The 22920-nt window shown below is 67.6% G+C and carries 24 protein-coding genes; 18 read left to right on the top strand and 6 right to left on the bottom strand.

The genetic code is table 11. The features are described from left to right. The first annotated feature begins 3 nt into the window (after positions 1-3). Genes IPM73_08750 through IPM73_08740 form a run of 3 tightly spaced genes read left to right on the top strand, consistent with a single transcriptional unit; the run spans position 4 to position 3387 of the window. On the top strand, positions 4-951 hold the full coding sequence (locus IPM73_08750) for a nitronate monooxygenase (protein MBK8918117.1): 948 nt from the start codon (positions 4-6) through the stop codon (positions 949-951). After that, on the top strand, positions 948-2729 hold the full coding sequence (locus IPM73_08745; GenBank protein ID MBK8918116.1) for an acyl-CoA dehydrogenase: 1782 nt from the start codon (positions 948-950) through the stop codon (positions 2727-2729). The genes IPM73_08750 and IPM73_08745 overlap by 4 nt, the downstream gene beginning before the upstream one ends. Before the next feature lie 37 nt (positions 2730-2766). Further along, on the top strand, positions 2767-3387 hold the full coding sequence (locus IPM73_08740; protein ID MBK8918115.1) for a hypothetical protein: 621 nt from the start codon (positions 2767-2769) through the stop codon (positions 3385-3387). Between the two features lie 4 nt (positions 3388-3391). On the opposite strand, the gene IPM73_08735 is transcribed toward IPM73_08740, so the two are convergent. The 3 genes from IPM73_08735 to IPM73_08725 all read right to left on the bottom strand — a co-directional run bounded on the left by IPM73_08735 (position 3392) and on the right by IPM73_08725 (position 6197). Continuing rightward, positions 3392-3838: a YaiI/YqxD family protein gene (locus IPM73_08735; GenBank protein ID MBK8918114.1), complete on the bottom strand. Its 447-nt coding sequence runs from the start codon at positions 3836-3838 to the stop codon at positions 3392-3394. Positions 3839-4273: 435 nt separating this feature from the next. Continuing rightward, positions 4274-4594 (bottom strand): hypothetical protein, encoded by a 321-nt coding sequence (locus tag IPM73_08730; protein MBK8918113.1) that lies wholly within the window; start codon positions 4592-4594, stop codon positions 4274-4276. Positions 4595-4772: 178 nt separating this feature from the next. After that, on the bottom strand, positions 4773-6197 hold the full coding sequence (locus IPM73_08725) for a PAS domain S-box protein (protein MBK8918112.1): 1425 nt from the start codon (positions 6195-6197) through the stop codon (positions 4773-4775). A 286-nt stretch (positions 6198-6483) separates the two neighbouring features. On the opposite strand from IPM73_08725, the gene IPM73_08720 reads away from it, so the two are divergent. The 11 genes from IPM73_08720 to IPM73_08670 all read left to right on the top strand — a co-directional run bounded on the left by IPM73_08720 (position 6484) and on the right by IPM73_08670 (position 15717). Then, the gene (locus tag IPM73_08720) at positions 6484-6891 is read left to right on the top strand and encodes a DUF1924 domain-containing protein (protein MBK8918111.1); all 408 of its coding nucleotides are present in this window, start codon (positions 6484-6486) and stop codon (positions 6889-6891) included. Between the two features lie 12 nt (positions 6892-6903). Next, on the top strand, positions 6904-7383 hold the full coding sequence (locus IPM73_08715) for a diheme cytochrome c (GenBank protein ID MBK8918110.1): 480 nt from the start codon (positions 6904-6906) through the stop codon (positions 7381-7383). A gap of 9 nt (positions 7384-7392) precedes the next feature. Next, the gene (locus IPM73_08710; GenBank protein ID MBK8918109.1) at positions 7393-8136 is read left to right on the top strand and encodes a cytochrome b/b6 domain-containing protein; all 744 of its coding nucleotides are present in this window, start codon (positions 7393-7395) and stop codon (positions 8134-8136) included. A gap of 14 nt (positions 8137-8150) precedes the next feature. Continuing rightward, on the top strand, positions 8151-8819 hold the full coding sequence (locus tag IPM73_08705) for a winged helix-turn-helix domain-containing protein (GenBank protein MBK8918108.1): 669 nt from the start codon (positions 8151-8153) through the stop codon (positions 8817-8819). Positions 8820-8822: 3 nt separating this feature from the next. After that, the gene (locus IPM73_08700) at positions 8823-10208 is read left to right on the top strand and encodes a sensor histidine kinase N-terminal domain-containing protein (protein ID MBK8918107.1); all 1386 of its coding nucleotides are present in this window, start codon (positions 8823-8825) and stop codon (positions 10206-10208) included. 1 nt (position 10209) lies between these two features. After that, the gene (locus tag IPM73_08695; GenBank protein ID MBK8918106.1) at positions 10210-11133 is read left to right on the top strand and encodes a cation transporter; all 924 of its coding nucleotides are present in this window, start codon (positions 10210-10212) and stop codon (positions 11131-11133) included. 118 nt (positions 11134-11251) lie between these two features. Then, the gene (locus IPM73_08690) at positions 11252-12379 is read left to right on the top strand and encodes an NAD(P) transhydrogenase subunit alpha (protein MBK8918105.1); all 1128 of its coding nucleotides are present in this window, start codon (positions 11252-11254) and stop codon (positions 12377-12379) included. After that, the gene (locus tag IPM73_08685) at positions 12379-12660 is read left to right on the top strand and encodes an NAD(P) transhydrogenase subunit alpha (protein ID MBK8918104.1); all 282 of its coding nucleotides are present in this window, start codon (positions 12379-12381) and stop codon (positions 12658-12660) included. The genes IPM73_08690 and IPM73_08685 overlap by 1 nt, the downstream gene beginning before the upstream one ends. Positions 12661-12764: 104 nt before the next feature. Beyond that, positions 12765-14138 (top strand): NAD(P)(+) transhydrogenase (Re/Si-specific) subunit beta, encoded by a 1374-nt coding sequence (locus IPM73_08680; GenBank protein MBK8918103.1) that lies wholly within the window; start codon positions 12765-12767, stop codon positions 14136-14138. A 390-nt stretch (positions 14139-14528) separates the two neighbouring features. Further along, positions 14529-14735, top strand: coding sequence for a hypothetical protein (locus IPM73_08675; GenBank protein ID MBK8918102.1), 207 nt, complete (start codon positions 14529-14531; stop codon positions 14733-14735). 115 nt (positions 14736-14850) lie between these two features. Then, on the top strand, positions 14851-15717 hold the full coding sequence (locus IPM73_08670; GenBank protein MBK8918101.1) for a hypothetical protein: 867 nt from the start codon (positions 14851-14853) through the stop codon (positions 15715-15717). A gap of 733 nt (positions 15718-16450) precedes the next feature. Here the strand turns inward: IPM73_08670 and IPM73_08665 are convergent. Beyond that, complete coding sequence (locus tag IPM73_08665; GenBank protein ID MBK8918100.1) at positions 16451-17221, bottom strand: N-acetylmuramoyl-L-alanine amidase; 771 nt, start codon at positions 17219-17221, stop codon at positions 16451-16453. A gap of 111 nt (positions 17222-17332) precedes the next feature. On the opposite strand from IPM73_08665, the gene IPM73_08660 reads away from it, so the two are divergent. The 4 genes from IPM73_08660 (at position 17333) to IPM73_08645 (ending at position 21594) form a co-directional block, all read left to right on the top strand. Further along, complete coding sequence (locus tag IPM73_08660; GenBank protein ID MBK8918099.1) at positions 17333-18403, top strand: WG repeat-containing protein; 1071 nt, start codon at positions 17333-17335, stop codon at positions 18401-18403. Positions 18404-18560: 157 nt separating this feature from the next. Further along, complete coding sequence (locus IPM73_08655) at positions 18561-18830, top strand: DUF2249 domain-containing protein (protein ID MBK8918098.1); 270 nt, start codon at positions 18561-18563, stop codon at positions 18828-18830. A gap of 185 nt (positions 18831-19015) precedes the next feature. After that, on the top strand, positions 19016-20131 hold the full coding sequence (locus IPM73_08650; protein MBK8918097.1) for a hypothetical protein: 1116 nt from the start codon (positions 19016-19018) through the stop codon (positions 20129-20131). Positions 20132-20166: 35 nt separating this feature from the next. Then, positions 20167-21594, top strand: coding sequence for a threonine synthase (locus IPM73_08645; GenBank protein ID MBK8918096.1), 1428 nt, complete (start codon positions 20167-20169; stop codon positions 21592-21594). A gap of 67 nt (positions 21595-21661) precedes the next feature. On the opposite strand, the gene IPM73_08640 is transcribed toward IPM73_08645, so the two are convergent. Both IPM73_08640 and IPM73_08635 read right to left on the bottom strand, forming a co-directional pair. Beyond that, positions 21662-21799, bottom strand: coding sequence for a hypothetical protein (locus IPM73_08640; GenBank protein ID MBK8918095.1), 138 nt, complete (start codon positions 21797-21799; stop codon positions 21662-21664). Positions 21800-21932: 133 nt separating this feature from the next. Beyond that, complete coding sequence (locus tag IPM73_08635) at positions 21933-22796, bottom strand: carboxylating nicotinate-nucleotide diphosphorylase (protein MBK8918094.1); 864 nt, start codon at positions 22794-22796, stop codon at positions 21933-21935. Between the last annotated feature and the right edge of the window lie 124 nt (positions 22797-22920).

Genomic DNA, 22920 nt, shown 5'->3' with positions numbered 1-22920 from the left:
TCGATGGCCGTCCCCGAATCCCTGCGCCGGGGCCTGGCCCTGCCGGTGATCGGGGCGCCCCTGTTCATCGTCTCGACGCCGGAACTGGTCATCGCCCAGTGCAAGGCCGGGGTCATCGGCGCCTTTCCCGCCCTCAACGCCCGGCCGCCCGGGGAGTTGGAACGCTGGATCGAGCGCATCGAGGCCGAACTCGCCGCCTGCCCGGGGGCCGCAGCCTACGCGGTGAATCAGATCGTCCATCGCAGCAATCCCCGTCTTGAGCACGATCTGGAAGTCTGTGTGCGGCACCGGGTTCCCCTGGTCATCACCAGCCTGCGGGCGCCGGGGGAAGTGGTGCCGGCAGTGCACGGCTACGGGGGCCTGGTCTTCCACGACGTCATCAGCGTGCGCCATGCGGAGAAGGCCCTGGAAGCCGGCGTCGATGGGCTGATCCTGGTCTGCGCCGGCGCCGGAGGCCACGGCGGCACCCTGAGTCCCTTCGCCCTGATGGCGGAGGTGCGCCGCTTCTACGACGGGCCCATCGCTCTTTCCGGCGCCATCGCCACCGGCCGCGGCATCCTGGCGGCCCTGGCTCTGGGGGCTGATTTCGCCTATATCGGCACCCGCTTCATCGCTACCCGGGAGGCCCGGGCGAGCGACGCCTACAAGGCCTGTCTGGTCGATTCCACGGCGGCGGACATCGTCTATACGCCCTATTTTTCTGGGGTGGCGGGCAATTATCTGCGGGCCAGCATCGTCGCCGCCGGCTTCGATCCGGAGCATCTGCCCTCCGCGGAGAGCCCGCCGCTCGATCTCGCCGCCGCGACCACCGCCAAGGTCTGGAAGGACATCTGGGGCGCGGGCCAGGGGGTGGGCGCCATCGACGATCTTCCCCCCACCGCCGACCTGGTCGCGCGTCTGGCCCGCGAATACGCTGCCGCCCGGGTAGCCCTGAACCGCCTGTCGCCATGACCGCCTACCGCGCTCCGCTGGCCGAAATGCGCTTCGTCATGGACGAACTGGCGGGCTTTGCCGAACTCGGCGCCCAGTGCCCCGCTTGGGCCGAGGTCACGCCCGACCTGGCCGAGGCGGTCCTGACCGAGGCGGCCCGCTTCGCTGAGGAAGTCCTGCTGCCCCTGAATCACGTCGGCGACCGGGAAGGCTGCCGCCTGGAGGCGGGCCGGGTCACGACGCCGCCGGGCTGGCGGGAAGCCTACCGCGCCTTCTGCGCCGGCGGCTGGAACGGCATCGCCTGCCCGCCGGAGTACGGTGGCCAGGGCTTGCCGGCCAGCCTGGCCGTGGCGGTGAAGGAAATGCTCTGTTCGGCCAACCTGGCCTTCTCCCTGGCGCCCCTGCTCACCACCGGGGCGGTGGACGCCCTGCTGCTGGGGGCGGACGCGGCGCTCAAGGCCGCCTATGTGGAAAAAATGGTCAGCGGCGCCTGGGCCGGTACCATGAATCTCACCGAACCCCAGGCTGGTTCGGATCTGGCCCTCATCCGCTGCCGCGCCGAGCCCGATGGTGCCGGCCGCTACCGCCTCTTCGGGCAAAAGATATTCATCACCTACGGCGAGCACGACCTCGCCGACAATATCGTGCATTTGGTCCTCGCTCGCCTGCCGGACGCGCCGCCGGGGGTGAAGGGCATTTCCCTCTTCCTCGTCCCCAAGGTGCTCCCCGACGGGCGGAAGAACGACCTGCGCTGCCTCTCCCTGGAACACAAACTGGGAATCCACGCCAGCCCCACCTGCGTCATGGCCTACGGCGACGGGGAAGGCGCCCTGGGCAGCCTGGTGGGCGAAGCGCACCGGGGCCTGGAAACCATGTTCGTGATGATGAACGAGGCCCGCCTGGGCGTCGGTCTGCAGGGGGTTGCCCTCGGGGAACGGGCCTGGCAGGCCGCCCGGGCCTACGCCCGGCAACGGCTGCAGGGCCGCGATGCCCTCACCGGCGAAGGGCCGGTGCCCCTGGATCGCCACCCGGACGTGAGGCGCATGCTTCTCCTCATGCAGACCCGGGTGCAGGCCATGCGGGCCCTGTGCTACCTCGCCTACGGCCTCATGGACCGGGCCCGCGCCCATCCCGAACCCGGGCAGCGTGCCGAAGCCCTGGCCCTGGCGGAATTCCTCACGCCCATGGTCAAGGCCGGCGGCACGGAAACCGGGGTCGAGGTCGCCTCCCTGGCCATCCAGGTCCATGGCGGCACCGGCTACATGGAAGAAACCGGTGTCGCCCAGTTTTATCGTGATGCGCGCATCACCCCCCTCTACGAAGGCACCACCGGCATCCAGGCCAACGATCTGGTGTTCAGGAAACTGCTGCGCGATGGCGGTGCCACCGCCCGCGGGCTGTTTGCACGCATCGCCGCGACGGTCGGGGAATTGGAGGCGGCGCAGCAGGGCGACCTGCAGGTCCTGGCCCTGCGCTTGCAGGAAGGCCTCGCCGCCTGGACCGCCGCCAGCGAACACCTGCTGGCCGGTACCAAGGATGACGGAGCAGGAAGCCTCGCCGCCGCGGTGCCCTACCTCAATCTTGCAGTGACCGTCGCCGGGGGCTGGCAGCTGGCCCGCGGCGCCCTGGCGGCTGCGGCCCGGCTGGCTGCCGGGGCGGGAGAGGCTGGCCCGCTGCGCGCCCGCATCGCCGGAGCCCGCTTCTACGGCGAGCATGTCCTGCCCCAGGCGGGCGCCTGGCTGGTCACGGTCAGGGCCGGCGCCGCGGGCCTGAAGGCCGGCCTGCCGGACGGGGATTGACGCCCCGGCGGGCATGGGTGCGCGGGATCATTCGAGGATGAACGGACCCCTGGCCCGCTGGGTGCACCGCGCCGCCGAAGCCAGCGGCATCGCGGCCCTGGTGGCCCATTTTCACCGCCACGGTCGCCAGGAGGGCGAAGCCTCCCGCCTGGGAAAGATGCTCTACCGGGCGCGGCACTCCCGAGCCTACCCGCTGGCCGTCGCCCTCCTGGCCGCCGTTTCTGCAGCCACCGGACTCTATCCCTATGGACCGGTCATCATCGCTGCCGTCGTCTTTGCACCGGAGCGTTGGCGCTCAAGCTATCTCGCTGCCTGCGTGGGCGCGGCCCTGGGGGGCATGGTCACGGCCCTGCTGGTCGAAACCCTGGGGCTGGGTCTCGTGGATAGTGTTTTCCCCGGGGCGCGTGCCCATGAATTCTGGGAGCGATCGGCCTACTGGATCGAGCAGCACGGTCCTCTGGCCCTGGCCGCCATCGCCGCCCTGCCGCTTCCTCAGATGCCCGCCCTGCTGGTTTCCGCCCTGGGAGACCTCAACCCGCTCGCCATAGGCGCCGCGCTGTTTGCCGGCAAGCTGGTCAAGTATGGCGCCTACATTCTGGCCACCCGGGTGGTCCTGGCGGCCCTGCATCGGGTGGGGGAGATGGTGGATCCGTCCTGAGAGGCTATCCCCGCTTGGTCAGCCAGCGATCCAACCGGTTGGCGAAGGCCTGGCGATCTGCGCTGGAGAGCGCCGCCGGGCCGCCGGTTTCGACACCGCTGCTGCGCAGGGTGTCCATGAAATTGCGCATGGTGAGGCGCTCCTGGATGTTAGCTTCGGTCAGCAATTCGCCGCGGGGATCGATGACGCTGGCGCCCTTGGCGATGACCTGGGCGGCAAGGGGGATGTCGGCGCTGATGACCAGATCGCCCGCCTGGGCCTCTGCGACGATGCGCTGATCCGCCACATCGAAGCCCCCGGGCACCTGCAGGGCCTTGATCCACGGTGACGGAGGCACGCGCAGCATCTGGTTGGCCACCAGGGTGAGGGAGATCTGGGTGCGCTGGGCGGCGCGGTAGAGGATTTCCTTGATGACGACGGGGCAGGCGTCGGCGTCGACCCAGATTTTCATGGGGATGGCTTTCTTGAAGGGTCTCCACGATAGCACCGGCAGCGGGAATCTTGGCGTGTCCGGTTGCTCCCTGGGGCAGATGGGATTGCTGAACCTGGGGGTTCCGCCTTGAGGGCGTGTGACTTTCGCTTGTCTCGCCAAGAGAAAGTCACCAAAGAGAAGGCGCCCCCAGGGTCGACGCCGGGCGTTGCCCGGTCCCTTGCGCTACTCGGGCTCCCGGGCGGGTCGCTAAAAGCGGTCAGGCCGGGGAGCCACCGTATGGCCCGCCTTCTCCGGAAGCAGTTGGGATTGCTGAACCCTGGGGTTCCGCCCTCGGGGCCCAGGCGAGCCGACGTCTTGGGCCTGCTCTCAACCAGGCTGAGAACAGGCCCAAGACCCCTCCGAGCTTGTGGACCGACGGGCAGACCTTCGCTTCGAGAGCGGCGGCCGGTCGTGTCAGATGCTCAGCCGGGAAGGCCCCTCACCCCGGACATGGGAGCACAGTTCCAGGGCGCGGGCCACCATGCAGGGCGCGTTGGGAGAGCAGGAGGTGCAGGTGTTGCGCAGGTTCGCAAGGTCGATGGTACCGGGCTCGTAGAGCTCTGAGAGGACCTTGATTTCGTGGTTATCGGGCCAGCGCAGGCCGCCGGCCGGCTTGGAGAAATAATCCAGGATCGCGAGAAAGGTTGCGGCGAACTGTGCTTTTCCGTCGGACTGCGCTGAAGATTCGACCAGGTGTCGCTCCAGGCTGCAGGCGGCATCGTTATGATGACTCATTTTGAATTCAGGGCTGCGGGGTCAGGACCGCGTATTGTAGGGAGGTGACCAGACCGCCGGCATCGCATGGATGCGGTAATTTTCTCTCCTCTTCAGGGCAATTTCACGGTGCGCAAGGTCCCCTCTCGAGCCTGGAGAGAGGATGTCTTCGAGGAGGGCGCGTGCGCGCAGGCTGCGGCTAACGCGCGAGCAGCCCGTGTTCCATGGCAAAGCGGGTCACTTCGGCGGTGCTGTGCAGGTCGAGCTTGGCCATCAGATTGCGCCGATGGGACCCTATGGTGCCCGGGGACAGGTGCATGCGCTCGGCGATCTGGGTCGAGGTGAGGCCTTCGGCGATCAGGGTGAGCACGGTCATCTCCCTCCGCGTAAGGCTGCCGGCGGCGGACGTGCCGGGGATGGCGTGCGGCCCCGCCGGCGTGGCGAGGCTGACGGACTTGATGACCGACTGCAGGCGGATCAGGAGATTTTCCGTTTCCTGGCTCAGGCGCTTCTGGAGGCTGATGTCCTGGCAAGTACCGATGACGCGCGTTGCCCAGCCTGACTCGGTGCGCTCCATGACCTTGCCGCTGGTCAGAATCCAGACCCAGTGACCTTCCGTGTGGCGCACGCGGTGTTCGATCTGGAAGATCGGCGTTTCGCCCTTGAGGTGCTGGCGGAAGACCGCAGTGGCGAAATTCAGGTCGTCCGGGTGGATGGCGCTGACCCAGCGTTCCCGGCTCATGGTCGCCCCGGCGGGATCGAGACCGAAGATTTCGAATACCCGGCCATCGCACACCATGTCGCCCCCCAGCATGTCCACCGACCACATGCCGGACGATGAACCCCGCATCGCCAGTTCCAATTGTTCCTTGCTGCGCTTGAGCTCGTCTTCCAGGGCCTTGCGCGACGTGATGTCGCGTACCACGGCGATCCACAGGCGCTCCAACCCCGGGAAACTGTGGCCGGAAATGGTGGAATTGATCCAGAAACGGCTCCCGTCCCGGCGTCGAGCGACGCTGTCGCCCTGCCAGATCCCCTGGTCGCCCAGGGCGCAGCGCACGGCCCGGGCGCGCTCTTCCGCCTCGGGCGAGTCATCGCCGTTCAGGTGGGAGACCTCTTGACCGAGCAGTTCATTGGCTCCGTAACCGAACAGGGCGTCGGCAGCGCCATTGGTGTACACGATCCGGCCTGCGTCGGAGTAGACGACGACCCCATCGCTGATGGCGGCGAGAACTTGCAACTGGTCAGCCAGATTGCGGCGTCTTTCCTGCGCCGGCCGTGCGAGGTCGAAGGATGCCAGGTAAGCGTTGGCCACGCCCTCGACCGGCGTGACGCCGACTTCGAAGCGTTCGAGACCGCCGTCCTTGCGCCGGTGCATGACCGGCCCCTTGAAGTAGTTTCGCGTGCCGATCTGGTGCAGGACGTCCTGCCAGAAGCGCTCGAAACTGGCCTGGTCGGCAAAGAGCGCGCGGCTGGGTCGGTCGATGAGTTCGGTCGCCGCGTACCCGAACAGTCGATGCATCTCCTCGTTGGCCCACAACACCGCCCAGTCGCTGAAGTCGACGGAGCCAGCGCTTCCTGCGGGCGCTTTTTCGCACAGGCGGCCTTGCGTGGATAGATCCATGGGCTGGGTTCCCGAAACGCTATCGACGCCTGAAAATTATGCCTTTCCTCATAGAAAACCTTGCGCAAAATCAAGACATCGCGAAGTTGGCGGAACGCGAACGCGCGAAATCCCCGATCTGGATGTCACGCAATGGGGGGCGCGCAAGCACGGCGCGTGGGCGAAGGGCATTGGGCGCCGCTGGTGGGGCTGGGTTCCAATCAGGCCGATTCAGGACAATGGAATTCACTGGGCTTTAAGTTCCGCTCCCTATGCTGGCGTCCGTACCCACCCTCTGGAGGACGCGATGAAATTCCCTCTGTTTCTGTTTCTGACTGCAAGCCTTCCCCTGACGCCCATCGCCATGGCGGAGACCCCCGGCGAATTTTTGAACCGCTACGAGGCCGAGGCGCGGCAAGCCGAACCCGCCTACGCCGCGTCGCCCCGGCGCGGAGAGCAGTTCTTCCGCCAGGTCGGGGTCAAGGACTGGAGTTGCTCCACCTGCCATACCGACAACCCGGCGGGGCCAGGCAAGCACGCCACGACGGCCAAGGCCATCGATCCCCTGGCGCCCGCGGCCAACACGGCCCGCTTTACCCGGGCGGAGAAGGTGGAGAAGTGGTTCAAGCGCAATTGCAACGATGTCCTGGGGCGCGCCTGCAGTCCCCGCGAGAAGAGCGACGTCCTGGCTTACCTCGTCGCCGTCAGGCCCTGATGAGGAAAATCCATGAAAGCGACTTTCTTCCATCTGTGCGCCTTGCTGCCGATGTTCGCTGCGCCCGTCGCCAGCGGCGACGAGCGACGCAGCCTTCCCCTGAGCAAGGAATACCGTGAGGAATGTGGAAGCTGCCACGTCCCCTATCCGCCGCAGATGCTTTCCGCGCGTTCCTGGCGCTTGCTCATGTCCGGCCTGGACAAGCACTTCGGGAGCGACGCCAGCCTGGAGTCCGGGAAATCGGCGCAGATCGCCGCCTATCTGGCGGCCAACGCCGGGCAGCCGGACACCCGCGAAACCCCTGCCTCATCGCCCCGCATTACCCAAAGCGCGTGGTTCCTGCGCGAGCACCGGGACGGCCACGACGGGCTGAGTGCCGCGGTCTGGCGATCGCCGGCGGTGAAAAGCCCTGCCAACTGCGGCGCCTGCCACAGAGGCGCGGCCGATGGCAGCTACCGGGAAGGCGAAATTCGTCTTCCCCGCCAATCCTGAGGAGACATCATGAATACGACTTCCTTCAACGCCGCCGTGGGGCACGCCCCCGCGCAGACCGAAAATCCCCCCGCGGTGAGCGTTCGGGTCTGGGATATTCCGACCCGGGTATTCCACTGGCTGATGGCGCTGTCTTTCGCCGGAGCCTATCTCACGTCGGAATCCGAGCGCCTGCGTGACCTTCATGTCATGTTGGGCACCACGGTGGCGGGATTGATCGGATTCCGTCTGGTGTGGGGCCTCATCGGCACCCGCTACGCCCGCTTCTCGTCCTTCCTGTTCTCGCCGGCCCGGCTGGCGGCTTACCTCAAGTCACTCCTGGCCGGGAAACCCAAGCACTACCTTGGGCACAATCCCGCCGGAGCGCTGGCCATCTTCCTCCTCCTGGCCCTTGGTCTGGCGACCGTGGCGAGCGGGTTTGCCACGTATCAGGAGATGGGCGGAGAATGGCTCGAAGAATTTCATGAAGCGGTTTCCGGCACCATGCTGGCCGTGGTCGTCGTCCATATCCTGGGAGTGGGGTTGAGCAGCGCGCTGCATCGCGAAAATCTGGCCAAGGCCATGCTGACCGGCAAGAAGCGGGGCGCCGCGGGGCAGGGCATCGCCACCGGGCACCGGGCCATCGGCGTCCTGCTCCTGCTTGCCGTCCTCGCTTATTGGGGCGGTGATCGGCTGCTGGGGTCCGCGGATGGCCTCGCGGGTGCCGCAACTGGCGTTCGTGTCGAATCGCGACATCATTCCGGGCAGGATTGAAAGGTGCGGCGGAGATGCGTCTGCTGATCGTCGAGGACGACCCGCTCCTGGGGGATGCCTTGCAGGTGGGCATGACCCAGGCGGGCTTCGCCGCGGATTGGGTCAGTGACGGAGTGGCGGCGGAGAACGCCCTGGCTGGGGATCTGGCGGCCAATTTCGACGCCCTGGTGCTCGATCTTGGCTTGCCCCGCCGGGATGGGCTGAGCGTCCTGCGGGGACTGCGCGCCCGCGGATGCCGCCTGCCGGTGCTCATCCTCACCGCCCGGGACGCGGTGGAGGATCGCATCCTGGGCCTGGACAGCGGTGCCGACGACTACTGCCTCAAACCCTTCGACATGGGGGAACTCGGTGCCCGCCTGCGGGCTCTCGTCCGACGCTCCGAAGGCCAGTCGGCGCCGGTGCTCGAAGCGTGCGGGGTTCGACTCGACCCGGCAGCCCACACGGTTTGCGTCGATGGCGCAGGGGTCGAACTGTCCGCCAAGGAGTTTGCCTTGTTGCATGCCCTCATGCTCAACGCCGGCCGGGTGCTGTCCCGCAGCCAACTCGAAGAGCGCCTCTACACCTGGAACGACGAGACGGGCAGCAATACGGTCGAGGTCTATATCCACCATTTGCGTCGCAAACTGGGCAAGGAACTGATCCGTAATATCCGCGGCGTCGGTTACCTGGTGCGCAAGCGCTAAGGCATGGCGCGACGCACCTCCCTCAAGTTCCGCATCGCCCTGCGCGCCTGCCTGCTGGTGGGCCTGCTCTGGCTGGGGGCGGCGGCCGTCACCTGGATGGAGGCCCGCCAGGAGGCCGAAGAACTCTTCGACGCGCATCTGGTGCAGGCGGCGTCCCTGCTCGTCGCCCAGACCGACCTGCGCATCGAACACGATGACGACCATGCCGACGAGGTCTTCGAAGAAAGCCATGCCCCCAGCCTGCATCGCTACGGGCGCCGAGTGGCCTTTCAGGTCTGGGCAGGCCGGCGGCTGACCTTGCATTCGGCCAACGCGCCGCAGCTTCCCCTCAGCGCCGTGGAGGAGGGTTTGTCCGACAGTCAGGTGGCCGGAGAGCGCTGGCGGGTGTACTCAGCCTGGAACGAGCGGCGCCAGGTGCTCGTGCAGGTGGGGGAGCGCGTGTCGGCAAGGGAGGACGTGACCCGGGCGATGGCGGCGGGACTCCTGCGCCCCCTCCTGGTGGCGCTGCCCTTGCTGGCGCTCCTGATCTGGTGGGCCGTGCAGCAGGGCGTACGCCCCTTGGATGCCCTGGCCGGGGCGGTGGAAGGCCGCGCGCCGGACAAGCTCACGCCGCTCCCAGACCAGGAACTGCCCGCCGAGGTGCTGCCCCTGGTCGAGCGCCTCAATATTCTCTTCGCCCGCGTGGCGACGACCTTCGAGCGCGAACGGCGATTCACCGCCGATGCGGCCCACGAATTGCGCACGCCTCTGGCCGGCCTCAGGGCCCAGGCCCAGGTGGCCCGGGCCGCAGGGGACGACGCCAGCCGCCAGCGCGCCCTCGATCAATTGATTGCGGGGTGTGACCGGATGGCTCACGCGGTGGAGCAAATGCTGGTGCTGGCCCGGGTCGAGAATGCGCGGCCGGAGGATTTCGTCCCCGCCGATCTCGCCGCCGTGGCCAGGGAGGTCGTTGCGGAGCGGGTTCCGGCGGCCCTGGACAGCGAGGTGAGCATCGAGCTGGAGGCCGACGCAGCGGCGCCCGTGCATGGAAACCCGGTATGGCTGGCCATGCTGGTGCGCAATCTGGTGGATAACGCCGTGGGCCACAGCGCCGCCGGGGATCTGGTGCGAGTGACGGTGCGCCGGGAGGGCGATGGGCTGCGGCTGTCGGTCAGGGACCACGGACCGGGTGTTCCCGAGGACGAACTGCCGCGACTCGGGCAGCGTTTCTGGCGCAGTCCAGAAAGCTTGCGCAGGGGCGCCGGCAGCGGTCTCGGGCTGTCCATCGTGATGCGCATCGCAGAGTTGCACGGCGGCCACGTCGTGTTCCGCAACAACGACGCCGACCAGGAAAGGGGCCTGACCGTGGAGCTCGCCCTGCCCCTTGGCCGGGAAAGAGGAAGTCGATGACATGACCCGTCCCTCCCTGAAGCGCTATGCCCTGATGTCGATCGCCGCCGCCTTGGCGACCATCGGCCTGAAGGCCGTCGCGTGGTGGCTGACCGGTTCGGTGGGCCTGCTTTCCGACGCGGCTGAATCCCTGGTCAATCTGGCCGGTGCCGGCATGGCCCTGGCCATGCTCACCCTGGCGGAGCAGCCGGCAGATGACAATCATGCCTTCGGCCACGGCAAGGCGGAGTATTTTTCCAGCGCCTTCGAGGGGCTGCTGATCCTGGTGGCGGCCTTGGCCATCGCCTATTCGGCGGCCGATCGCCTCATCCACCCGCGACCCCTGGAAGCGGTGGGTGTCGGTCTGACCCTGTCGGCCGTGGCCTCGCTCATCAATCTTCTGACCGCTCGGGTGTTGCTCTCCGTCGGCCGCCAGCACCGCTCCATCACCCTGGAGGCCGATGCCCACCATCTCATGACCGATGTGTGGACTTCGGCCGGAGTCATTGTGGGCGTCGGCCTGGCGGGGGCGACCGGTTGGCACTGGCTGGATCCCGTCATCGCCCTGGCGGTGGCGGGCAACATCCTGGGCACCGGCTGGCGGCTCCTGCACCGCTCGGCCGACGGACTCATGGACGCCGCCGTGCCCCCGGAGCAGCGGGACAGGATCGCCGGCGTCCTGGAGGCGTATCGCCACCAGGGCCTGGACTTCCACGCCCTGCGTACCCGCCAGGCCGGAAGCCGCGCTTTCGTCAGCGTCCATGTCCTGGTGCCGGGCGAATGGACCGTGCAGCGCGGGCATGATTGGCTGGAACGCATCGAAGGCGCCATTCGCGATGCGGTCCCCGGCGCCCACGTCACCACCCATCTGGAGCCCCTGGAAGACCCTGCTTCGCACCTGGACCGGGGTCTGGATCGCCCTCAGGGCCCGGGGGGAATCCCCTGATCGTCTCCCCGCCCGCCGGGCGGCTTTCCCGGCTACACTCCCCTTGGTGGTATGGGGGTCCAGCCTTCCTCGCCACCCATACAAGAAAACTCGCAACACCAAGCCCAAGGAGAAAGTCATGCCGCTGACCGTCGCGGTGGTCCGGGAGCGCCTGCCGGGAGAGCGGCGCGTCGCCCTGGTGCCGGAAACGGCGAAGAAATTTGCTGCCCTGGGGGCCGTCATCCGCATGGAGCAGAGCGCCGGCATCGAGAGCCACCTGCTGGATTCTGAATACGCCGGCGTCGTCGCCGTTCCCGGCATCGTCCAGGCCTACACCGGTGCCGACCTCATCCTGCGGGTGACGCCTCCCAGTGCCGAGGAAATCGCCTCCATGCCGGAAGGCGCCGTGCTCATCGGTCTCCTGGCGCCCTACGCCGACCGGGATCGCCTCGCAGCGCTCAACGCCCGGCGCATCACGGCCTTTGCCCTCGAACTCCTGCCGCGCATTTCCCGCGCCCAGAGCATGGATGCGCTTTCCAGCCAGGGAGCCTGTTCCGGCTACCAGTGCGGCCTCATCGCCGCGGCGCGCTGCACCAAGTTCTTCCCCATGCTCACCACCGCCGCGGGCACCATCCGGCCGGCCCGGGTGCTGGTCATCGGCGCCGGTGTGGCGGGCTTGCAGGCCATTGCGACCTGCAAGCGCCTGGGGGCCATGGTCGAAGGCTACGACGTACGGGCCGCCGCCCGGGAGCAGATCGAATCCCTGGGGGCCAAGTTCGTGGATACCGGGGTTTCCGCCGACGGTGCGGGCGGCTATGCGCGGGAACTCACCGGCGAGGAAAAAGCCCAGCAGGCCGAAAAACTGGCCAAGGCCGTGGCCGCCGCCGATGTGGTCATCACGACGGCCGCCATTCCCGGCAAGCGGGCGCCCCTCATCATCACCCGCGACATGGTCGGGCGCATGAAGTACGGCGCCATCATCGTCGATATGGCCGCGGAATCGGGGGGCAATTGCGAACTGACCCAGCCCGGCGAGCACGTCGTCGCCAACGATGTGAATATCCACGGTCCCCTCAATCTGCCCTCCCGCATGCCTACCCACGCATCCGAGCTTTACGCCAAGAATCTGTGGAATTTCCTGTCGCCCTGGATCAAGGACGGCGCGCTGGCCTTCGACTGGTCCGACGAAATCCTGGCGGGCAGCCTGCTCTGCCGCGACGGCACCACGGTCCACGCCGGGGTGCGCAATCTTCTGGGAGTCTCGTGATGGAAGGCACAGCCGTTCTCTACATCTTCATGCTCGCCGCCTTCACCGGCTACGAAATCATCGCCAAGGTGCCGGTCATTTTGCATACCCCCCTCATGTCGGGGTCCAATTTCATACACGGCGTGGTCGTGGTGGGGGCCATGGTCGCCCTGGGCTTCGCCGAGACGCCCCTGGAGCAGGCCATCGGCTTCTTCGCCGTGGCCCTGGGAGCCGCCAACGCTGCCGGCGGCTACGTGGTGACCGAGCGCATGCTGGCCATGTTCAAGAAGAAGGAGGGCTGAATGTCGCAAGCCCAACACCCCGAGGCGTTGAATGTCCTCCGGCGCGCACGCCCGGCGTCATCCTTGGCAGGTCTTTCCGGGCCCGCCCGGCAGGAGGGACGCCTGTGAGCCTTCCTCTTTACGTGCAGGGCGCCTGGTTCGGTGGCGCCGTTCTCTTCATCCTCGGGCTCCAGGGCATGGGCTCTCCGGCCAAGGCACGGCGGGGTATCGTTCTGGCGGGCTACGGCATGGTGCTCGCCATCGCCGGCACCTTCCTCATCCCCGGCCTTGGCAACCTGGGGCTGATGCTCGCCGCCCTGGCCCTGGGGGGCAGCATCGCCTGGACCTCCGGCCGCCGGGTGAAGATGACCGACATGCCCCAGATGGTGGCCATCTACAACGGTATGGGAGGCGGTGCGGCCGCCGCCATCGCCGCCGTCGAATTCGCCCGCGGGACGAGCCACGGGCTCCTGGCGACATCCCTGGCGGTCATCGGCGCCCTCATCGGCGCCGTTTCCTTCACCGGTTCGTGTATCGCCTGGGCCAAGCTGCAAGGGGTGATGAAGAAGGCCCTGCGGCTGCCGGCCCAGAATGCCCTCAACCTCGCGCTCGCCGCCGTCACTGCGGGCCTGGCGCTCGCCGTGGTCCTGCTCGGAACCGGCCGGCCGGAGCTTCTGCTGGCCTTCTTTGCCGCGGCCCTGCTCTTGGGCCTGGTGGTTACCCTGCCCATCGGCGGGGCCGACATGCCGGTGGTGATTTCCCTGTTCAACGCCTTCACCGGGCTCGCCGTCGGCTTCGAAGGCTATGTCCTGGGCAATCCGGCCCTCATCATCGCCGGCATCGTCGTCGGCGCGGCGGGGACGTTGCTCACCCAGCTCATGGCCAAGGCCATGAACCGGCCTCTGTCCAATATCCTCTTTACCCCCCTGGCGGCCGCTGTGGGTGGGGGGGAAGCGGTGAGCGGCACCCTGAAGGAGGTGGGGGCGGTCGATGCGGCGGCCCTCATGCGCTACGCCTCCCGCGTCATCGTCGTGCCCGGCTACGGCATGGCGGTGGCCCACGCCCAGCACAAAGTGTGGGAAATGGCGGTGCTCCTGGAAGAAGCGGGCGTCGAGGTCAAATTCGCCATCCACCCGGTGGCGGGGCGCATGCCCGGACACATGAACGTCCTGCTCGCCGAGGCTGGCGTACCCTACGACCGTATCTTCGACCTGGAAGAAATCAACGGCGAATTCGCCCAGGCCGATGTCGCCCTGGTCATCGGCGCCAACGATGTGGTCAATCCGGTGGCTCGTACAGACAAGTCCAGCCCCATCTACGGCATGCCCATCCTCAACGCCGACCAGGCCCAGAACGTCATCGTGGTGAAGCGGGGCAAGGGAACCGGCTACTCGGGGGTCGAGAACGCCCTGTTCTATACCGACAACTGCCGCATGCTCTACGGCGACGCCCAGCCCGCCATCGCCGAGGTGATCCAGCAGTTGAAGGCTCTGGGCTGACCCGTTCAGGTGGTGCGATCGGGTCAGCCGTACAGCCAGGGCGGCGGGCGGGAACACCTGCCGCGCAAGCCGCTTTCGCACGGCCCCTGGGCGAGGCTTGCCGCGGGGCGGCAACTTTTTCACGGAGCCGTCATCTTCGCCCTGGAGAATGCGCTGCGCCGGGCTATACAGAACTAGTAGTCAGTCAGAAAGGTTTGCGTCGATGCCGAGGCGCGCATCCGCGCCCCGGTCGCGCGGAGCGAACCGCAGCCATAGCCGAAGCTATGGCGAGGATGAGCGACAAAGCGAGCGGGGATGCGGGGTGTGCCGAACATAGCTGAACCTATCCGACTGACTACTCGGCCCAGCAGAAATTCCGGTTCCATCCGGCCAGCGAAGAAAGCAGCGAAAATGAAAAACAGGCTCCAGCACTACGTCGGGCGTATGGTCGCCCTGCGTCAGACCACCTTCAGAAAACTCGCCGAAAAGGCCGCCCGCTCCGGCGAAATCCTGGAAAACCGATTCCTCGTCAGCGCTGTCAATCGGGGCATGCAACTCATCTGCTACGGCGGCAGCCTCTGTGTCACCGTGCCGGCATCCGAAATCGTCCTCGTCTGAAGGGCGCGGCTCCTGCCAGAGACGAGGGCACGATGCGCTGCCTGCTCTGGGCTCCCCTCCGGGCCGGATACCGGGTCTTTTGCGCGTCGAGGTCGCTTCGCCTATGCTTCAGAACGTGAGCTTTTCGAACATCCCCATCGTGTGTCGCACCCCGTTCCGCCTCGGACTGGCCGGCTTGCTGATCCTCCTCGTCAGCGGCGGCGTTCGGGCGGGCCCGCTGGACAACCCCGAATCGGCAGGCTTGCGTCCCCTGGGAGCAGGGGTCTACGTCGATCCGGCGCTTCCGGCGGCGGAGGTGGCAGGCTTGAAGCGCCTGGTCGAAGGAGCGCGGCGGCGAGTCTCCCTCTTTTACGGCGGCGTCTCGGCCAGCCCCAATATCATCTTCTGCGGCAGCGACGACTGCTATTGCGACCTGGGAGGCGTCGGCCTCGGCTTCTCCGATGGTGCCAACGTCCTCGTCTCGCCGCGGGGTCGGCGTCTGGCCATCGTTGCCCACGAATTGGCCCACGTGGAACTGGCCAGCCGGGTCGGGGGCCTGCAACGGGTTCTGCATCTCTTGCCGCAATGGTTCGACGAAGGGCTTGCCGTGCTGACCAGCATGGCGCGGGAATTCAACGACGAGGCCTGGCACGAGGCCACCATCGACGGCAGCCGTGCCCCGGCCCTGAGCGAAATCGCGGCCATGAACGATTGGGTCGCCCGTACCGGGCCCAACGGCGAGCACATGCAGATGACCTACGGCACCGCCCGCCGCGAAGTGGCACGCTGGTTCGAGGTGGTGGGCGCCGATGGACTTGCGGACCTCCTGACTGCGCTGGAGACCCGGGAGCCGTTTGCCGAGGCCTATACGCGCATCGAGCATCAGCATCGTGAGGCAGCCGCCCGGCGCGAGGCAGTCGCCGCGAAGCCCGAGGAAGCAGCAGTGGAGAGCCCGGTGGCGCCCTTCTCGCCGCCCCAGTTGCGGGGGCGGGCGGCTTGGTGAAATCGAGGGTAGGCAGGGGTTCCTGAGCCCCCGGGTTGCGTCCATCCGGCGCTCCCCGGCCTAGCCGCTTTTCTGAACCCATGGTTTCCGCGCTGGAGGCGCGGGCGTACTTTCTTTTTGGTGGCAAAAAGAAAGTAGCCAAAGAAAAAGCCACCCCTGGGTCGGAGCCCCGCGTTGCGGGGTCCCCTGCGCTACTCGGGGGCTTGGGCGGCTCGCTAAACTCGCCCCCTCTCGGGGGCTCAGACAACGCGAGCCGAAGGCTCCCAAGCCCCCTGCGTTGCTCGGTTCCTCTCAAGGGCCCAGAAGCGACCGGGCTGAAACAGTTGTCAGTCGCATTTCACCCACGCTCCGGACTGAGGTTGCCAGAGAAGGCGCACATCAGTCCGTTCCCGGACGCCCTTCCCCCCATGGAAGACGCTGAGCAACGCAGGGCTTCCGGGGGCCTCGGGTTCGCCGGGTTGTGGGGGCCGCCGGGGGGGGGGGGCCCCCCCCCCGGGCCCCGGGGCGCCCCGGGACCGGGCAACGCCCGGCGTCGACCCTGGGGTCGCCTTCTCTTTGGTGACTTTCTCTTGGCGAAGCAAGAGAAAGTCACACGCCCTCAAGGCGGAACCCCACGGTTCAGTAGTCCCCGCTGCTACTGGAGAATCTGAGCGCTTCTGTAGCCCCTCCCTCTCCAGCGAGGGGCGGGAATTCCCCCAGGGCAACGCGATCGATCAACAGGCGGCGTTCCGCATCAGGGCTCCGCCCGGGGCTGGCGCAACAGGCAGTCGACACGGCGCAGGCCGTCTTCACCCAGGACGTCGCCTTCGTCGCCCAGATGGTGGCGGCGAAAAGCGGTCACCGCGGCGAGCGGGTCTGTTGTCTCGTAGCCCAGGGCACGCAGGGCCAGAATGCCGTCCAGGACCGGCGGAGAGGAATTTTCCGACTCCGGCTCACACCACAGGCCGTAGCCGGCCAGGGCCAGTTCGCGCCAGGGGAAATGGCGGCTGGGATCCGCCTTGCGTCCGGGCGCCACGTCGCCGTGGCCCAGGACGTTGGCGGCGGGGATGCGGTGGCGGGGAAGCACCTCGCCCAGCAGAACCTTGAGCGCTTCGATCTGGACGGCGGGGAAGGGCTCGTCGCCGGCATTGTCCAGTTCGATGCCGATGGAGGCCGAGTTGAGATCGGTCTGCCCGCCCCAGGAGGAGGCTCCCGCATGCCACGCCCTGCGGGCTTCATCGACCAGGCGATAGACGGTCCCGTCGCGGCCGATGAGGTAATGGGCGCTGACCTTGCGTTCGGGATCGGTGAGGGTGGCGAGGGCCCGCTCGACATTGGCGCTGCCGGTGTGGTGGAGGATGACGAAGTTGGGGCGGCGAGCATCGGCGTTGGGGGAGGGGACATCGATCCGGCTTCCCGGGCCGCCCGGGGGCAGGGTGGTGCAGCCGGCCAGGGCGAAGGCGGCGAGGAAGACCGGAAGGATGCGGCCGGAGCGGAGGCGGAAGCCGGGCAATGGCGCAGGCAAGGAGGCTGACACGGGGCGGGACGACAGGGACAGGGGAGGGCGGTATGATGACCCAAAAGCGGGAGCGGGGGGAACATGCATCGAGGGCGACTTCATATGGGTTTCGCGGGGGTGGCGTGGGCTATTGCAGCCCTGGCCACCGGCGGCGAACCGGCTCTGTTTCAAATCCGCCAGGGCGATGCCATGGGCCTCATCGACCGCTCCGGCAAGGTGATCGTTCCCCCGGAATTCCGCGAGGCGCCCGCCGTCGGCGACCCCCTGATCCGGGTGCGCAAGGGGACGCGCACCGCCTATTACAACCATGAGGGCAGTCTTGCCGTCCCGCCCCAGGAGGAACTCACCGAACCCTACGCCGAGGGCCTGGCCCCCGCACTCCTGAAGGACGAGGCCGGCAAGCGGCTGTGGGGCTACGTCGATGCCCGTGGCACCGTGGTCATCGCCCCCGGCTTCCAGGCGGCAGACGCCTTTTCCGGGGGGCTCGCCCGGGTGGGTGTCGCCAACGAATGGGGCGAATTGCGCTATGGCTATGCCGACCGGAGCGGCCGGCTGGTGGTCGAAGCCCGCCACCTCAAGGCCCTGCCGGCGCGCGATGGCGTGGGGCGGGTGGAAACGGAACGGGGCCAGCGGGCCTTCGACGCCCGGGGCCGCGACATCACGCCGGAAGGGGTCGATTTCATCGGCCAGCCTGCGGAGGGCATGATCCGGATCTGGTCCGCCCGCAAGCAGGGCTACATGGACCTTGCGGGCACGGTGGTGGTCGCGCCGATTTTTGCCAATGCCAGCGACTTCCGCGAGGGCATGGCCCGGGTCTGGGTGGAGGGCAAGTATGGCTTCATCGACCGGAGCGGTCGCACGGTAATCCCGGCGCGCTTCGACGGCGCCGAAGATTTCTCTGACGGCCTGGCCCTGGTGCGAGAAGGCGAGACGCGCCGCTTCATCGACAAATCGGGCAAGACCGTACTGGAAGTCGCCTGGGACCGGGTCTCGGCCTTCGGGGATGGGCTGGCGGCGGCCAAGGATGGCAAACTCTGGGGTTATGTGGACCGGGCGGGCAAGTGGGCCATCACCCCCCGCTACGCGTATGCCCGCCCGTTCTGGAACGGTCTGGCCGCGGTCACCGAGGGCGGCCGCAGCCTGTGGATCGATCGCCGCGGCATCGTCGTGTGGCAGGACCACCCCTGATCTTCGGAAGATATTTACCGCACGGCAGGATTCCTGGCTGGAGAGAAAAAGACCCAGTAGGCGAGGGGGTATCGCGACGCGGATCAAGGAAACGTCCCCACCCGGGCGGCACAATGCGCCTCCTGGCCCCGGTGGCGGGGCGATTTTTGGAGTTCCCATGCAACACGCTATCCACGTCTGCAACCACACCACTCCCGAGGCGCTTTACCCCTTCGACGCCCGGGGAATCGCCAAGCGTTTCCGCCACGCCGCCATCTTCGGTGCCCTGGATGCCCTGCAGCCGGGAGAAACCATGCGTTTCTGCAACGACCACGATCCCCTGCCGTTGCTGGCTCAGTTGCAGCAGCGCTACGGGGAGCGGGTCAACGTCACCTACCGGCAGCGGGAGCCGGGGGCCATCGTCATCGACTTCGCCGTCGCAGCCTGATTGATCCCCGAATCCTCAGTCGCGATCTTGGGAGCGCTTCGGCAGGCCACTCGTGCGGGGAGAACGGAACCGGCACGCCTTAGGCGGGTGCCTGGCGATCGGCTCCACAAGAGCCCGGAGAAGGCGTTCAGGGAAGGGATGCCGAAGGCTCCATGGGTTCCCGCCGGTCAGGCAAGGATTCCGGCTTGATCGCCATCGCGAGCGTGACCTGTGCCGCCCTGGCCGCCAGCCTGTTGCTGAGCCTGGCCGGGCGGGGCAGCCCGGTGGCCCTGGCGCACCTGGCGTTTGCCGTGGGGGTGTTTCCGCTGATCCTCGCGGCCATCGCCCACTTTGTCCCCGTCCTGACCCGCTCCGGCGAGCCGTCCCGGAGGGTCGCCGCGCTTCCTGCCCTGGCGCAGGTCTCCGGCCTGGGCGTCGTCGCAGCTCTCGAAGGCCTCTTGCCGCGCTGGGTGCTCCATCCGGCTGTCCTGGTCGATGTGGCCCTCGCCCTGGGCCTGCTGTTCTGGGCGATTGAGCGGGCGCGGCGCTGTCTGGGCGCGCCGCATCCGGGCTGGCGCTGGTATGCCGCCGCCCTGGGTTGCGGGAGCGCGGCGCTGGCCGCCGTACCCTTCATCGTCAGCGGCCTGGCGACGGCCGAGTTGCGGCTCTGGCATGTGCACCTCAATGTCCTCGGTCTGGTGGGACTTGCCGCCCTGGGCACCCTGCCGGTCCTGCTGCCGACAGCCCTGGGCCGTCCTGACCCCGCGGCCGCGACCTGGCTGCGCCGCCGGCTGTGGCCGGTCCTGGGTGCCGTGCTGGCGGTGGCTGCAGGCGCGGCGCTGGCCTGGCCCCTCGCTGCCGTGGGGGCAGCCGTGCTCTTCGCCGTCGTCCTCGGCCTGCTCGGTCACTGGCTGGCGCGCTTCGGGCTGCCTGCCCTGGCGGGCGGGGGGGCGGCATCTTCCCTCGTGGTCGCCGTACTCGGGCTCCTGGGGGGGCTGGCCCTGGGGACGGCCCACGGCATGGGCGTGATCGCCGGGCGTCCCGCCATTGCCGCCTGGGGGGCGGGTTTCCTGCTGCCCCTGGTCACCGGGGCCCTGTCACAGCTTCTGCCCGTCTGGCGCCATCCCGGCCCGGCCAGCCCGGCGCGGGCCGCCCTGGCGCGGGCCCTGGCACGCTTCGGCCGCCTGCGGGCCCTGGCCTTTCTTGGGGCGGGCATGGCGCTGGCCGCAGGTTGGGTCCAGGCCGGCGCCAGCCTGGCTGCGACCGGCCTGGGGCTTTTTCTCCTGGCCGCAGTGCTGCCCGGGCCGGCTGCGGCGCGGTAAAATCCGCCCCTCACGCCTTTTTCCGGTTCTTCCCCATGCGCTATATCTCGACCCGCGGCCAGGCCGCGCCCCAGGCTTTTTGCGACATCCTCCTCGGCGGTCTCGCGCCGGACGGCGGCCTTTACCTGCCGGAGACGGTTCCCCAGGTGAGTCGGGCCGAACTGGATGCCTGGAGAAAGCTTTCCTACGCCGACCTGGCCTTCGAGATCCTGAGCCGCTTCATCGACGACATTCCCGCCGCCGACCTGCAGGCCATCGTCGCCAAGACCTACACCGCCGCAGTCTATTGCCACACCCGCAATGGCGGCAATGCGGGGCAGATCACGCCCCTGACCCGTCTGGCCGAGGGGCTCTACACCCAGGAATTGTCCAACGGTCCCACCCTGGCCTTCAAGGACATGGCCATGCAGCTCCTGGGAAATCTGTTCGAGTACGTGCTCGACCAGCGGGGCGAAGCGATCAACATCCTCGGCGCCACCTCCGGCGATACCGGATCGGCGGCCGAGTACGCCATGCGCGGCAAGCACAACGTCAAGGTCTTCATGCTCTCGCCGGAGGGCAAGATGAGCGCCTTCCAGCGGGCCCAGATGTACTCGCTGCAAGACGCGAACATCTTCAACATCGCCGTCACCGGCATGTTCGACGACGCCCAGGACATCGTGAAGGCCGTCTCCAACGATGCCGCCTTCAAGGCCCGGTACAAGATCGGTGCGGTCAATTCCATCAACTGGGCCCGGGTGGCGGCGCAGATCGTCTATTACTTCCAGGGCTACTTCCTGGCGACCGAGTCCAATGACCAGCAGGTCGCCTTCGCCGTGCCCTCGGGCAATTTCGGCAATATTTGCGCCGGCCACATCGCCCGCTGCATGGGCCTGCCCATCGCCCGTCTGGTGCTGGCCACCAACGAAAACGACGTGTTGGACGAATTCTTCCGCACCGGGGTCTATCGCCCGCGCAATTCCGCCGAGACCAGCATCACCTCCAGCCCTTCCATGGATATTTCCAAGGCTTCCAATTTCGAGCGCTTCGTCTTCGACCTGGTGGGCCGCGACCCGGCCGTGGTGCGCGAGTTGTGGGCCAAGGTGGATAAGGGCGAGGCCTTCGATCTCTCAGGGACGGCCCACTGGGCCAGGATGCCGCAGTTCGCCTTCGTTTCCGGCCGCAGCACCCACGCCGACCGCCTCCGGACCATCCGTTTCACTCAGGAGACCTATGGGGTCATGCTCGACACCCATACCGCCGATGGCCTCAAGGTGGCCCTGGAGCACCGCCTGCCCGGAGTCCCCATGGTGGTGCTGGAAACCGCCCAACCGGCCAAGTTCGAGGAAACCATCCGCGAAGCCCTGGGCCGGGAGCCGGTTCGCCCGGCGGATCTGGCCGGTATAGAAAATCTGCCCCAGCGGGTGGTGGTGATGGCCCCCGATGTCGAGACCGTAAAGCGCTACATCGCCGAAAGAGTCTGAGCCGCCTGCTTTCGGGGCAAGAAAATGGCAGCCTTCGGGCTGCCTTTTTCGTCGAGGTCGGCGGGATTCAAAGATAGATGACTGCGGGAAACACGGCGACGGCGAGGACCAGAACCAGCCATTCCAGGTTGCGCCGGGCGAGAAAGCCGGTGAAATGAAGGACCAGAACGGTGATGGCTAAGATGTAGAACAGCGCGAAAAGCATCGAGATTCCCCTGTTGGGCGGAAGACGCGCTTCCGCTCTGCATTTTGCGTGATTATAAAGGCTAGCCCCGGTGCGGGTCATCCCCGGCGGTGTCGTCGCAGGCGCTCCCCTCGGACCATGGCCGCGCAGTGATTCAGGCGATGAAGCGCATGGAGAGATCGAGGGCCCGGACATCCTTGGTCAGGCCGCCTACCGATATGCGGTCCACTCCCGTTTCCGCCACGGCGCGGATGGTCTCCAGGGTGACGTTGCCGGAGGCTTCCAGGATGGCGCGGCCGGCATTGCGCCGGGCGGCTTCGCGCAGGCCGTCAAGGTCGAAATTGTCCAGGAGGATCATGGTCGCACCGGCGCCCAGGGCGGTTTCGAGTTCTTCCAGATTTTCCACTTCGATCTGCACGAATTTGCAGCGCTCTGCCGCCCGTTCGGCGGCAAGCCGCGCTTCTTCGAGGGCTTCGGCGATGCCGCCGGCGGCGAGGATGTGGTTTTCCTTGATGAGAATGGCATCCCAGAGGGCCAGCCGGTGGTTGCCGCCGCCGCCGCAGCGTACCGCGTACTTCTGGGCGATGCGCAGGCCCGGCAGGGTTTTGCGCGTATCCACCACCTGGGCCCGGGTTCCGGCGATGGCGTCCGCGTAGCTGCGTGCCTTGCTGGCGACACCGGACAGAAGTTGCAGGAAATTGAGGGCGCTGCGCTCGGCGGAAAGCAGGGCCCGGGCGTCGGCGACGATTTCGCACAGGATCTTGCCGGCGGCGATGCGGTCGCCGTCTTCGGCGCCCCAATAGACTTCCGCCTGGGGGTCCAGCTTGAGGATGCACAGCTCGAACCAGGCGGAACCGCAGAGCACCCCCGCCTCCCGGGCCACCACGGTGGCCCGCACGCGGCGCCCGTAGGGGACGAGTTCGGCGGTGAGGTCGCCGGCTCCGATGTCTTCGGCCAGGGCTTCGTCCACGTTACGGGCGATTTCGGGCGCCAGCGGGTAGGGGAACTCGACGGACATGGTATTCTCAAATGGCGATCGCGAAGGCCGCATTTTACCGCGGTCGGCGCGCTCCTTGGCCACGGGCAGGGCCAGCCGCGCCGAATGGGGCTGAGTCCAAGTAGCTCGCATGGCAGGCGGCAAC

The organism is Betaproteobacteria bacterium (assembly GCA_016720065.1).
GTDB lineage: Bacteria > Pseudomonadota > Gammaproteobacteria > Burkholderiales > Rhodocyclaceae > SSSZ01.
Note: the sequence above shows the minus strand (reverse complement) of the source record. Positions and strands in the feature narration are given on the sequence as shown.